This window comes from Pedobacter sp. N23S346 (genome assembly GCF_048515415.1).
Taxonomy (GTDB): Bacteria; Bacteroidota; Bacteroidia; order Sphingobacteriales; family Sphingobacteriaceae; genus Pedobacter.
Genome location: NZ_JBLYEE010000010.1, coordinates 152,052 through 164,441 on the forward strand (window position 1 = coordinate 152,052; position 12,390 = coordinate 164,441).

General features: G+C 36.7%; 13 protein-coding genes and 2 tRNA genes. 9 read left to right on the top strand and 6 right to left on the bottom strand.

All coding sequences use genetic code 11. The annotated features are described in order from the left end of the window. Positions 1–28 precede the first annotated feature (28 nt). From ACN1CD_RS17490 to ACN1CD_RS17500, 3 genes are all read left to right on the top strand, one after another. Entirely contained in the window at positions 29–1,537 is a 1,509-nt protein-coding gene (locus ACN1CD_RS17490) for a sodium:solute symporter (RefSeq protein ID WP_419131688.1), read from the top strand. Positions 1,538–1,556: 19 nt separating this feature from the next. Beyond that, positions 1,557–2,264, top strand: a complete 708-nt coding sequence (locus ACN1CD_RS17495) for a TIGR00730 family Rossman fold protein (protein WP_419131689.1) — start codon at positions 1,557–1,559, stop codon at positions 2,262–2,264. A 229-nt stretch (positions 2,265–2,493) separates the two neighbouring features. Then, positions 2,494–2,988: a hypothetical protein gene (locus tag ACN1CD_RS17500; protein ID WP_419131690.1), complete on the top strand. Its 495-nt coding sequence runs from the start codon at positions 2,494–2,496 to the stop codon at positions 2,986–2,988. A gap of 231 nt (positions 2,989–3,219) precedes the next feature. Here ACN1CD_RS17500 and ACN1CD_RS17505 read toward each other — a convergent pair whose 3' ends face one another. Further along, positions 3,220–3,810: a DUF502 domain-containing protein gene (locus ACN1CD_RS17505; protein ID WP_419131691.1), complete on the bottom strand. Its 591-nt coding sequence runs from the start codon at positions 3,808–3,810 to the stop codon at positions 3,220–3,222. A gap of 290 nt (positions 3,811–4,100) precedes the next feature. After that, a complete protein-coding gene (locus ACN1CD_RS17510) occupies positions 4,101–6,560 on the bottom strand; it encodes a bifunctional UDP-N-acetylmuramoyl-tripeptide:D-alanyl-D-alanine ligase/alanine racemase (RefSeq protein WP_419131692.1) in 2,460 nt (819 codons plus the stop codon). A 62-nt stretch (positions 6,561–6,622) separates the two neighbouring features. On the opposite strand from ACN1CD_RS17510, the gene ACN1CD_RS17515 reads away from it, so the two are divergent. From ACN1CD_RS17515 to ACN1CD_RS17535, 5 genes are all read left to right on the top strand, one after another. After that, entirely contained in the window at positions 6,623–7,111 is a 489-nt protein-coding gene (locus tag ACN1CD_RS17515) for a regulatory protein RecX (RefSeq protein ID WP_419131693.1), read from the top strand. 93 nt (positions 7,112–7,204) lie between these two features. Beyond that, positions 7,205–7,277, top strand: a tRNA-Gly gene (locus ACN1CD_RS17520). A gap of 72 nt (positions 7,278–7,349) precedes the next feature. Beyond that, positions 7,350–7,433 (top strand) — tRNA-Leu (locus ACN1CD_RS17525). Between the two features lie 491 nt (positions 7,434–7,924). After that, complete coding sequence (locus ACN1CD_RS17530) at positions 7,925–8,677, top strand: helix-turn-helix domain-containing protein (RefSeq protein ID WP_419131694.1); 753 nt, start codon at positions 7,925–7,927, stop codon at positions 8,675–8,677. 72 nt (positions 8,678–8,749) lie between these two features. Next, positions 8,750–9,937, top strand: a complete 1,188-nt coding sequence (locus ACN1CD_RS17535) for a serine hydrolase domain-containing protein (protein ID WP_419131695.1) — start codon at positions 8,750–8,752, stop codon at positions 9,935–9,937. A gap of 375 nt (positions 9,938–10,312) precedes the next feature. Here ACN1CD_RS17535 and ACN1CD_RS17540 read toward each other — a convergent pair whose 3' ends face one another. From ACN1CD_RS17540 to ACN1CD_RS17555, 4 genes are all read right to left on the bottom strand, one after another. Next, complete coding sequence (locus ACN1CD_RS17540; RefSeq protein ID WP_419131696.1) at positions 10,313–10,558, bottom strand: DUF3253 domain-containing protein; 246 nt, start codon at positions 10,556–10,558, stop codon at positions 10,313–10,315. Between the two features lie 178 nt (positions 10,559–10,736). After that, entirely contained in the window at positions 10,737–11,045 is a 309-nt protein-coding gene (locus ACN1CD_RS17545) for a GNAT family N-acetyltransferase (RefSeq protein WP_419131697.1), read from the bottom strand. Positions 11,046–11,065: 20 nt separating this feature from the next. Continuing rightward, complete coding sequence (locus ACN1CD_RS17550) at positions 11,066–11,338, bottom strand: hypothetical protein (protein WP_419131698.1); 273 nt, start codon at positions 11,336–11,338, stop codon at positions 11,066–11,068. A gap of 129 nt (positions 11,339–11,467) precedes the next feature. Beyond that, positions 11,468–11,722 (bottom strand): hypothetical protein, encoded by a 255-nt coding sequence (locus tag ACN1CD_RS17555; RefSeq protein ID WP_419131699.1) that lies wholly within the window; start codon positions 11,720–11,722, stop codon positions 11,468–11,470. 238 nt (positions 11,723–11,960) lie between these two features. On the opposite strand from ACN1CD_RS17555, the gene ACN1CD_RS17560 reads away from it, so the two are divergent. Then, positions 11,961–12,380 (top strand): SRPBCC family protein, encoded by a 420-nt coding sequence (locus ACN1CD_RS17560; RefSeq protein ID WP_419131700.1) that lies wholly within the window; start codon positions 11,961–11,963, stop codon positions 12,378–12,380. The last annotated feature ends 10 nt before the right edge of the window (positions 12,381–12,390 follow it).

Sequence of the window (12,390 nt, forward strand, 5' to 3'; positions counted from 1 at the left end):
CTTACATTTAGCTGCTTAAAACAAAACTATGTCGCCAACCATACTCTTATGTTTCCTGATTGGATATTTTTTACTGTTGATCATTATCTCATTTGTTACCTCGAAAGGTTCTTCCGATAATGCCTCATTTTTTATCGCCAACAGAAACTCAAAATGGTACCTGGTAGCCTTCGGAATGATTGGAACCGCACTTTCGGGTGTAACATTTATTTCCGTACCCGGAGAAGTTGGCGCACCTGCCGGAAACCAGTTTCAGTATTTCCAGTTTGTTTTAGGCAATGCAGTAGGTTTCATTATTATATGCACAGTATTATTACCGCTGTATTACCGGATGAAACTCACGTCCATTTATAGTTATATAGAACAGCGTTTAGGCTATTATAGCTACAAAACTGCGGCATCAATTTTCCTGTTAAGCAGAACATTGGGTTCAGCAACCCGATTATACCTGGTGGTAATTGTTTTACAGCGATTCATTTTCGATAATTATGGCATTCCCTTCTGGCTTACGGTATTAATTTCCCTGGCGCTGATCTGGTCTTACACGTTTAAAGGTGGCCTGAAAACCATTATTATTACCGATACATTGCAAACGTTTTTCCTGGTTTTGTCGGTTTTTTTAACCATTTATTTCATTTGCAGCAGTCTGGGTTTCAATATTCCACAGGCTTTCGAAACGATAAAAAGCAGCAGCTATTCAAAGATTTTCTTTTTAGATGAATTTTTAACCAACAAGTTTTACTTCAGCAAACAATTTATCGGTGGCATTTTTGTAACCATCGCCATGACGGGTTTAGATCAGGATCTGATGCAGAAAAACCTGAGTATGGGTACGATAAAAGAAGCGCAAAAAAACATGTTTACCTTTACCGGAGTATTCGTCATCCTGAATGTATTTTTCCTGAGCGTTGGTGCTTTGTTATATATTTTCGCAGCCAAAAACGGCATCGATATTCCATTGGATCACTTTAGTGGCAAACCAAGAACAGATTTACTTTTCCCTGAAATTGCGTTGAATAACTTAGGAGCGGTACCTGCCATTATCTTCATGCTGGGCTTAACAGCGGCCACTTTTGCAACAACCGATTCGGCACTAACAGCACTTACCACTTCTTTTTGTGTTGATTTTTTAGGCATGGCCAAGGCAGAAAATGCGAATGCTAAAGATGCGGTGAAAAAACGCCACACTGTACACGTTGCATTCTCCATCTTAATGTTTTTGGTAATCATTGTAATCAACGCTTTAAATAGTTCATCAGTAGTGAGCTTAATTTTCACCATTGCCTCTTACACGTACGGACCACTTCTTGGATTATACAGTTTTGGATTGTTTGTAAAAAAACGAGGTTTGCATGATAAATTAGTGCCAATAGTTTGCATATTATCGCCTTTTTTATGTTACTTGCTTTCAACCTACTCAACCAAATTATTAGGCGGTTACGTTTTCAGTGTTGAACTGATTTTAATTAATGGTTTAATCACATTTATAGGTTTGCTTTTCATCAGCAAAAAAACTGATGCACAAACCAAATTTTAATATATAGCATACAGTACATATGACGAGTGAAGAAAAAATCAGAAGTGCCTTTGAAAATAAAGACTGGCAAGAAATTAAAGTAACAGATTCCTGGCAAATTTTTAAAATAATGGCCGAATTTGTCGACGGCTTTGAAAAATTAGCGAAAATTGGTCCATGTGTAACCATTTATGGTTCAGCACGTACCGCAGAAACAAATAGATATTATCAACTGGCTGAGCAATGTGGCAAGCTCTTAACCGATCGTGGTTATGGTGTAATTACCGGCGGTGGCCCGGGTATTATGGAGGCTGGTAACAAAGGAGCATACAACAATGGCGGTAAATCGGTAGGATTAAATATCGAATTGCCCTTTGAGCAGTTTCACAATAAATACATCGATCATAATAAATTATTAGAGTTCGATTACTTTTTCGTCCGCAAAGTGATGTTCATGAAATACAGTCAGGGTTTTGTGGTTCTACCTGGTGGTTTTGGTACCATGGATGAACTTTTTGAGGCTTTAACTTTAATTCAAACTGGTAAAATTGCACGTTTTCCAATTGTGTTAGTCGGTAAAGACTACTGGAGTGGTTTAATCGACTGGATTAAAGGCACCATGTTGCAGCAGGAACACAATATCCATGAAGAAGATTTGAATTTATTCAGACTGGTAGATACGGCAGAAGAAGCTGCAGAACATATTTTCAGGTTCTATGATAAATACGTACTGAAACCTAATTTTTAAATAAGATTAAAGAACAGGATTAAAAGAATTTGAGGATTTGGATATTGAAATATTCTCTCATTCAATCCTTCAAAATTGAAATCATGTTGAAGTAATATTCTCTCATTCAATCCTTCAAAATTCAAATCATTATAAAGAAAGTGCTCGTAACCGCGGGCACTTTTTTTATTTACAACATTTCCTGTAACGATTCGTTTATTCGGCAGTCTAAAACGAAACCCAGGAAGCGATGGAGAAAATATTGAATTGGAGAAAAGGTTTATTTGATAGTAATTATCAAGTATGGGAGAATGCATTTCTAAAGTTTTCTATCAATTTCAGCTCTTTCAAAAATTCTGCAATAGCCACCACGCAAGAAGGCATTTACCTGTTGAGAAGTGAGGGATATTCTAATCCGGAAACGAAAATATTCAATCAAAAAAATGAGGTTTTGGCCGTTATCCGTTATGATTGGATAAGCTTTAAAGCGAAGATTTTTTGTACTTCAGGAGAAGAATTCGATTGGAGTTATCAAAATAGTTGGGCCAGCAGATGGTCTGTTAATAACCACAAAAACAAGCAGATTATCTACAATTCATCATCTGGCGGAGGCCTCATCCACAGCAATATCGACGATGATTTGTTGATTATGGCAGGGCTTTTTATCAGGGAGTATTATACCCGGATTCTGTATCTATTTATTATCATTATGGTTATACTTTCCACCAGCAGAAGTATTTTTTAAAATGCTTAATTAGTCATCCGTTTCTGAAGATCCTGAATCAAGTTCAGGAGGACGCTTGGTTAAAAACCCAACCTTCTAAAATGCTTATTTAATTAGTCATCCGATGGATACTAGCTTGATGCAAATATTCATCGGATGCCTTTGTTGGAGGACGTGACGCTTAATTAGTCATCCGATGAATAATAGCTTTTTGCAGATATTCATCGGATGACTTTATTTGACGCTATAGTTTTAAAGGCCGCTAACACCGCCACTCACTACTAGTTTCATAGCATCTGCAGCGCTCATCTTTAAATCTGTAACCTTATCTCGTTTTACAATACAAAGCTGCCCCGCAAAAGAATATGATAACGGAAAATAAACAGCAACATCATCTGGTAAATCCAATTTATGAAGATCGTTCTGGGTTAAGAAGCCAATTTTCTTTAGTCCCCCTTCTACCTCTACCAATACCGGGTGATTAAATTTCTTTTCATCGCCAACAAAAGCCTCAGTAAGATCTTTAATGGAAGAATAAATAAAATTTAGCAATGGTAACCGCTGCATCATGCGTTGAAACCAATTGTACATCGGCTCGGTAACTAAATTAGTTACGAAAATACCAGCCAATAAAATAAGGGTTAAAACGGTTAGAAGGCCTAACCCCGGAATATTTCTACTTTCGCCAGTATGTGGATTAACACCAAGTATATTATTAACATTCAGCCAGCTATCTACTGTAGTAACTGCCCAAACAACTATAAAAATACTTACTGCGATGGGTACTACAATTAATAAACCCTTTATTAAATAGTTTAAAATAGCCCTCCCGATTTTGTTCATGTTACAAACTTATTTAAAAATGTTCAATAGTTAATGGTTCATTAGTTCAATAGTCATTAGTTAATTGGTTTGAAAGTTCATTGGTTCAATAATCATTAGTTCATTAGTTAGCATGGCTTATTAGCTCCATCAAGACTAATGAACTATTGAACCAATGACAAATGAACCAGGTTGTCTGCACCCTGACCCCAATGAACAAATGAACCAATGACAAATGAACCAATGACAAATGAACCAGTTTATCTGCACCCAAACTAATGAACTATTGAACCAATGACAAATGAACCAATCTATTCATAAAAATAAACCCGTTTAACCCTTTGTGATATATTTGTTAAGATTTCATAAGGAATGGTATTGGTATCATCCGCCAGCTGTATAATGGTTTGTTCTTTATTAAATACGATCGCTTCATCACCAGCACTCACATCCAAACCTGTAATATCCAGCATAGTCATATCCATACAAATAGAGCCGATAGTAGGAACTAACTGACCATTAATAAGCATTTTACCTACACCATTTCCGAAAGCACGATTGTAACCATCAGCGTAGCCGATTTTCACAGTCGCGATTTTACCACCATTCGGCATTACACCCCGCCTGCTGTAACCAACCGTTTCGCCTGCGTCTAAAGTTTTAACTTGGGTAACAGTCGTTTTTAATACCATTGTGGTCTGTAATCCGCGGTTATTTAAAAGCGCAGCATCGAAACCGTACAAACCAATTCCCAAACGAACCATATCCATTTGTCCGTCAGGCCAGCGACTAATTCCCGAAGTATTGGCAACATGAAGTATTGGTTTATAACCTAAAACAATGGTTAATTGGTTAGCGATAATTTTAAACTTATCGATCTGTTGCTGAGTAAAACCATCATGCGCTGCTTCGCCACTTGCAACCAAATGTGAAAATATACTCTGAACTTTTATCTGTTGAGAATCTTTCAGAAACTCAGATAGTTTCTCAATTTCATCATGATCAAAACCCAAACGGTGCATTCCACTGTCGATTTTTAAGTGCACAGGATAATTTGTAATCTCTTCGGGAAGTGCATTTAAAAAGCTTTTTAAGATCTCCAAACTATAAATTTCCGGTTCCAAATGATGCTTTATAATCGCTTCAAAAGCAGATTCTTCCGGACTCATCACCATTATAGGCAACGTGATTCCAGATTTACGCAAAGCGATTCCTTCATCTGCATAAGCCACCGCCAGATAATCAACTTTATGAAATTGCAGCAAATTAGCAATTTCGAAACTTCCGCTTCCATAAGAAAAAGCTTTTACCATGGCCATAATTTTAACACCAGGCTTAATCTTAGAACGGTAAAATTGCAGGTTACTAACCATTGCATTTAAGTCGATCTCCAATACAGTATCGTGAATTTTCTGCGTAAGTATTTTGCTAATTCTGGCGAATTCAAAACGCCTCGCTCCTTTTACCAAAATCGTTTCATGGCTAAATTGTAAACCCGGAAAATCACGGATGAAAGCATCCGTATCTTCGAAGAATTGTGTTTCACACTTAAACAGTGCTGCATATTGAGCAAGATGTATTCCGATTCCAATCAAACGACTTACTTTTTTCTGCGCAAGTAAGTCGGCTATTTCAGTATATAAAACGATATCATCTTTCCCGGTTTCAAATAACTCAGAAAGGATGACAGTTTTTTTAGCATGCTGGTTTTGTTGATTGAGGAAATCTAGTGCAATGGCCAGCGAAGAAATATCGGCACTGTAAGAATCATCAATAATGGAACACTGATTGATACCGTTTTTCAATTCGAGCCGCATACTCACATGACTCAATTTATCCAGACGTAAGCTGGCTTGTGCTGAGCTATAACCTAGTGCCAGTAAAGTTGCCCAGCAAATGATTCCATTTTCAATAGACGCCTTATCTTTAAAGGGCAAAAGACAAGTAATTTCCTGATCCTGATGGATTGCCCGCAAATGGCAATTTCCTTCAACAGGTTCTATTGCAATAATTCGAAGATCGGCCCCCTGAGTACTACTCCAACTGAATTTTCTTTGACCTGGTAATGCTGAAAAATCAATTCCATTAACGTAATTCGGAGAATAAATGAATAACTCGCAGGCTGCAAAAAGTTTAAGTTTTTCAGCTAGTTTTTCTTCTTTAGAAGCGAAGCCTTCTGCATGTGCTTCTCCAATGTTAGTCAGGATTCCAATTTGGGGCTGGATAATTTCGGCAAGCGTTTCCATCTCATTCGTAGCGGAAATACCCGCTTCGAAGATTCCAAGGGTATGATCAGCATTGATTTGCCAAACAGAAAGTGGCACCCCGATTTGAGAATTATAACTTTTCGGACTTCGAATAATATTAAAATCTACAGCCAGCAACTGATACAACCATTCTTTTACAATGGTTTTCCCGTTACTTCCGGTAATTCCAACGGTTTTCAAATTAAAGTGATTTCGATGTGTAGCAGCAAGTGTTTGCAAGGCACGCAGTGAATCATCAACAAGAATAAAATTGCAATCGGGATATAAGGCAATATATTTTCCCTCGGTAACCACAAAATTTCGGATTTGCTTATGGTAGGCATCTTCTATAAACTCATGTCCATTTCGGTGAGAAATCAAGGCAAAAAATAAAGAATTTTCTGGTGCCAAAACCGAACGGCTATCTATAATCAGGAACTGAATTATTGTTTGATCATTCGCTAATTTAACATCAGTCTGGAGAATCTTGGCAATGGTAGAAATGGTGTAGATCGGGTTTTGCATTATAATTATATTCAAAAAAATACGGCAATCGCTATTATTTTTACGAATTTCATCAATTAATTATGAAAAGCGGCAAACAAGAGACAGCAATATTAGACAAAAAACAGGCGCTAGCCAAAGTAGAAAGTTTTTGTGTTTACCAGGAACGCTCACAAAAAGAAGTTCGATATAAATTGGTAGAATGGGGAATGCGTGGAGATGAGATCGAAGAGATTCTATCTGATCTGATAGTAAATAACTTTTTAAACGAAGAGCGTTTTGCTAAATCATACGCTTCAGGAAAATTCAACATTAAAAAATGGGGTCGCGTAAAAATTAAACAGGGTTTGAAGCTGAAGGGCGTTCCGGATAGAATTCTACAAAAAGCTTTATATAGTTTAGATGATGACGATTATATGCAGACGCTGGAAAATCTGGCCATTAAAAAAGCGAACACCATAACGGAATCTAACCCTTTAAAAAGAAAAATGAAGCTCACTACCTATCTGCAGGGACGCGGATTTGAAATTGATTTAATTTTACTTGCACTGAAAGCCAGCAATTTAAACTAAATATTAAATTTTTAATAAAAAATCCCTTGACAGAAATAGAAATCTGTCTATATTTGCATCACCAAAACGAAACAGCATATCGGTTTTGTTAATGCGAAAGTAGCTCAGTTGGTAGAGCACGACCTTGCCAAGGTCGGGGTCGCGAGTTCGAATCTCGTCTTTCGCTCTAAATGCCTTCTTACCAGGAGGCATTTATTTTAAAAGGTTAACCTACCGAAGGATTTTGGAACAGGCTAATGCTCGGGTGGTGGAACTGGTAGACACGCAGGACTTAAAATCCTGTGCTTTCAAAGGCGTGCGGGTTCGATTCCCGCCCCGAGTACTTCAAAAAAAATTGAAATGAAAGCCTTGATGAAAATCAGGGCTTTTTGTTTAAATGATTTTAAAATCTGTCTTATCTACATAGCCATATTCTAAGTACTGTCATAAAGTTTTTAATCACAATAATACATATATTAGTATTGAATGATCAACCTTAATCCAGAAACGTTAGTATCTGCAATAATCTGCATAAACTTTTTCTCTATTGGCTTATACGCATTTTTGATAAGGCAGAATCGCAGCAATAGTTCAACCCTTTTCCTCCTTTCATTTTGTATTTCTCTTAGTTTAAATCAGCTGTATGATTTACTGGCTTTCAACAAAGTATTTGGTAACTACCTTCGGTTTTTGGATGAGTTTTCGTTGCTTATTGCTTTCTTATCACTCTATTTCTATGTTGTTTCCCTGACACAAAACTCGATTCGTTTTCAGAAAAAGCATTTCGTTCATTTAATACCTATTCTTATATTTCTTTTAGTCTGGGTATTTCCAATGCCAATTATAGAACAGTATCACAATAGCTCTTTCTTAACAATTCTTTACAAATATTATAATAATATCCAGGGGATAATTTATGTTTTTCTCATCAACGCCTGTGTAAATCAGCATCAGGGGATTCTGAAACACCTTAGCTCTACTGTTCACGAAAATGATCTTAGCTGGGTAAGAATAATGGTGATTATCTTATTGATAATCGTCTTCTTTTGGACACTAAGTAGCTTCGAAAAAGATATTTTCAATCTGACGGGATACGCCCTTCTCATCTTCAGTTATTGGCTTGGTTACCATATTATATCCCAAAAAAGCATTTACAGGAATATGCCCGCAGGGTTTGAAGTAACGGAGCTTAAACAAAGTGGACACAGGTATAAAAACTCATCGCTAACCTCGCTACAAAAATCCGAAATGATTGAACAGATCAGACATTTAATGGAAACTGAGAAACCCTATCTTTACAACGAGCTTACGCTGACTTCTCTGGCAGATAGATTAAAGATAAAACCTATTCATCTTTCGCAGATATTGAATGAAGAACTTAATGAGAACTTTTACACCTTTATTAACAGATACCGTGTGGATGAAAGTAAAAAATTATTGCTTGACCCGCGATACTCCCATTACAATATTCTTGGAATAGCGCTAGAAGCTGGTTTCAATTCAAAAACTACCTTTAATAAGGCTTTTAAAGAAAATACAGGTATCTCTCCATCCGAATTTCAGAGAACCTCAATACGTTCGTCTTAGCTTAGACGGGCGATTGGCACGCACATATTAGCCAGTTTTGCACTGTTAATTAGTGTAAACAAATAATAAGCGATGAAATTTCTTAAAATTCTTTCTCTCTCTATGGTGGTATTTACAGTATCTGTGAATTCCCAGACTCCCGCTGACTCTCTTACGTACCATCTTAATGAATACCTGCACAAAAAGAATCTGCCAGGTTTTGCAGTGGTCATTCTCAACAACAAAGAACCGATATATCAAAAAGGATTCGGATATGCCGACATTAAGAACCAAAAAGCATTTACGCCGAAAACTATTCAGAATATAGGCTCGGTAAGTAAAACAATTATTGCAGTTGCGCTAATGAAAGCTATTGAATTGAACTATTTTACGCTGGAGACAGATATTAATGAAATACTGCCTTTTAAAGTGATAAACCCTTATCGTCCAGATCAGGTAATCACGATTAAAGACCTTACTACCCACACATCCGGAATTATCGATAATGAGGCCATTTTCACAAGATCCTACAGATTCAGGAAGTCGACCGATTTGGATCCAACGCTTGGTAAATTCATGAAAGAACGTGGATACACTTCAGATCTTTCAGATACTACGCTGCAAAGTTTCTTAAAGTCATACTTAAGTTCGGACGGAAATTTATACAATACTCAGAATTTCTCCAACAGTAAATCTGGCAAACGGGCGAGCTACAGCAACATAGGTTCAGCGTTAGCAGCTTACCTTATCGAAGTGAAAGCAAAAATGTCGTTTGCTACTTTTACGGAGAAGTATGTATTAAAACCTCTGAAAATGAATAATACGAGCTGGCTCTTAACCAAAAAGAATTTTAAACAACATTCAGTTCCATACTTCAATAAACAAATGGCTTTTCCATATTATTGCTTAACAACGTATCCGGACGGAGGACTCAGAACTTCTGCAAATGAGCTGAGTAAATATGTTTTGGGGATGATTCATAGCCTGAATGGCAATTCAAAAGTACTCAGCCAGGAGTCGGTTAAAACAATGTTTACTCCGGTTTTTACCCCAGCTACTGCGCCTGAAAATATGAGTCTTCAAACACGTAATAAAGGAGTGTTCTGGAATCTTTACAACGATGGATATATCGGACATGACGGAGATGATCCGGGAGTCATTTCCCATATTCTGTTTAATGATCACATCGGGATTGTATTTATATCTAATATGTATTTAGCAGATAGAAGCGATTTATTAATACTCCTGAAAAAATATGGGGGAAGACTGGTGAAGGAATAAGGTAATTTTTTCATTTAATTTTGTGGGTACTATTTCATAGCAATAACATATTATCTGTGTTTGATAACCTCCCTGTAGCCATATTCAAAAAACGTCTTTTCAAGCTATTAAAGGCAATAAAACTTCCAAATCTTCATAAAAATGTTTGGATATTTGTAACGTTGGGAGTACTTCAATAAAAAATCGAAATGAAAGCCTTGATGAAAATCAGGGCTTTTTGTTTTATAGAGAAAATGTAAGATTCGATCTATCAACTAGTGTCTCACCAACTGAAAAACTCCTGCTTATAAATTTAACGGTATTAACATATTGACAAATAAAACTTAGTGTAGTTGATGAGAAACCAACCAGTAGATTAAAATGCAAATATCACGTTCAGATAATTTTAATGCGAATAGGTCCTTTGATAGAATTCACATCAACAGGCACCCCTTTTTGTGTTATCACCACTTTACCTTGATTGTGCAAATCAATAGCCTCATTAACTACATCCTTCATATGTTCAGGCCAATCGTCTGGAAATAGCATACGAGCAATTTCAGATGGACAGATCGTTTTTTCAGCGCCACGGTGAGTAGCCAAACATAAAATAGCTGATGATATATCTATATGCTCTAGCATGTGTTCTTAACAAGAAACGTAATTATTGCTTTGGAATATCTAATTAAACAAATGTCATTTCATAAATATTTATAATTCCAACAATTATAATATCACTCCAGCATGGGAATCATTTGGGCTTTTGATTTCTGTATGATATGTGATCTTATAATGATTCAATACTTTAAAATTTAAACATCTAAAACTCAGGCTTAACGTCTTTATTCCAGATGTCTGCATATTCATCTGGATGGCGCTTAAATTGCAGTGCCACATAGGTACATAATGGAATCACCTTCAATTGATTTGAACGGGCATAATCAGCCATGGCATCAAGTAACTTTTTTCCATAACCTTTCCCAGCCTGATCTTCATCTACTTCTGTATGGTAAACTTTAAGGTTACCATCGATAGTCTCCACGATCATTTCGCCGATCTTCTTATCATGATCAAACAAATTAAATGCAGCAGGTTCTGCTCCATCATTTTGAAATTTAACTTCTGCCATAATGCCTCCGGTAAACTAAATTATTTTTCTTCAGTATCTGCTCCTGTTGTTCCTTCTTCGTAACGGTCTACCCCACTTTCATCTTCATGTACAATTAAGGATTTCGGAGCAGCTGCAGCAGGATTGCCACCTGTTCCGGTAGTAACTGGCGTACTAAGCAAGTCATTGTTGCTGGATAAATCTTCGGTCTGCCCGGCTTCAGCATTACCCAATGCCTGCTGACTTAGTTGTTCCTGGTCTTTTCTCTCGTTTACATCATCCAGCGGAGATGAATTTGCATCTTTATTACTCATATGTTTTTCTTTGATTATAGAAACAACAAAGCGCAAATGTGAATGTTTCGACTAAATAGCAAACGAAAGTAAATGGCTTTAAAACAAGAAAGCAGTATCGGTGCTGATACTGCTTTCTTGTTAAGATCATTAACTGTAAATAATCTGGTAGTTTACGTTTACCCGTTTAGGATAATTGCTTTCATCTTCATTTAAAGATACAAAAGCTGCATTGCTATGAACCTTCGCCTTCAATGCATGCTCATAATGAAATTGAATTGTTTTTTCGTAATCTTTTTCGGTGAGCCTTGTTGTCTCTGTTAACAAATTCCGATCATTTAGATCTTCAGGCAATAAAGTGATGTCGCAATTTCCATCACTTATTTCTTTTACTAGATACTTCATCTTTTGTTTAAATGTTGGTTTCCGCTCTCTAAACTATCATGCGTGAAAGCACCAAAAATATGTTAAGTCTGCGGCTTGAGTGTAATCTCAAAGTTAATTTTCAATTATTTGTCTGCCGATATTATTGGGCTACTTTAGAAACCAGATCAGCAATTCGTTGAAGTAATCTTCATCACTTATTTCAGTTTTTTTATCATAGAAAGTTCGCTTATCTTTATTTTAAAAAATCTAGTAACCCATGAACAATACTTCGCCAATTAAAGTAGAAGCATTAGTTAACGCACCAGTTGAAAAAGTCTGGACATTCTGGACTGACCCGAAACACATCATTAAGTGGACATTTGCATCAATCGACTGGCATGCACCTTATGCTGAAAATGACCTCAGGGTTGAGGGAAAGTTTAAAACCAAGATGGCCGCCAAAGACGGCAGCGTGAGTTTCGATTTTGAAGGCATTTATAAATTAGTTGAGGCACATAAGCGAATTGCTTACGGCTTAGGCGATGGCAGGCAAGTAGAAATTAGTTTTGAAGAGGTTGATGGAAAAACACTTGTTGTGGAAGTTTTCGATCCTGAAGATCAAAATCCTTTAGATATGCAGCAAATCGGATGGCAGGCAATTTTAGATAACTTTAAGAAGTATGCAGAAGAAAACTAAAATATGAAGT

Excerpts from the sequence above, each read along its gene's own strand:
- ACN1CD_RS17495 (WP_419131689.1), top strand. The coding sequence starts at position 1,557 with ATGACGAGTGAAGAAAAAATCAGAAGTGCCTTTGAAAATAAAGACTGG.
- ACN1CD_RS17500 (WP_419131690.1), top strand. The coding sequence starts at position 2,494 with ATGGAGAAAATATTGAATTGGAGAAAAGGTTTATTTGATAGTAATTAT.
- ACN1CD_RS17545 (WP_419131697.1), bottom strand. The coding sequence starts at position 11,045 with ATGGCAGAAGTTAAATTTCAAAATGATGGAGCAGAACCTGCTGCATTT.
- ACN1CD_RS17530 (WP_419131694.1), top strand. The coding sequence starts at position 7,925 with ATGCCAATTATAGAACAGTATCACAATAGCTCTTTCTTAACAATTCTT.
- ACN1CD_RS17510 (WP_419131692.1), bottom strand. The coding sequence starts at position 6,560 with ATGCAAAACCCGATCTACACCATTTCTACCATTGCCAAGATTCTCCAG.
- ACN1CD_RS17505 (WP_419131691.1), bottom strand. The coding sequence starts at position 3,810 with ATGAACAAAATCGGGAGGGCTATTTTAAACTATTTAATAAAGGGTTTA.
- ACN1CD_RS17535 (WP_419131695.1), top strand. The coding sequence starts at position 8,750 with ATGAAATTTCTTAAAATTCTTTCTCTCTCTATGGTGGTATTTACAGTA.
- ACN1CD_RS17550 (WP_419131698.1), bottom strand. The coding sequence starts at position 11,338 with ATGAGTAATAAAGATGCAAATTCATCTCCGCTGGATGATGTAAACGAG.
- ACN1CD_RS17560 (WP_419131700.1), top strand. The coding sequence starts at position 11,961 with ATGAACAATACTTCGCCAATTAAAGTAGAAGCATTAGTTAACGCACCA.
- ACN1CD_RS17490 (WP_419131688.1), top strand. The coding sequence starts at position 29 with ATGTCGCCAACCATACTCTTATGTTTCCTGATTGGATATTTTTTACTG.
- ACN1CD_RS17555 (WP_419131699.1), bottom strand. The coding sequence starts at position 11,722 with ATGAAGTATCTAGTAAAAGAAATAAGTGATGGAAATTGCGACATCACT.
- ACN1CD_RS17515 (WP_419131693.1), top strand. The coding sequence starts at position 6,623 with ATGAAAAGCGGCAAACAAGAGACAGCAATATTAGACAAAAAACAGGCG.
- ACN1CD_RS17540 (WP_419131696.1), bottom strand. The coding sequence starts at position 10,558 with ATGCTAGAGCATATAGATATATCATCAGCTATTTTATGTTTGGCTACT.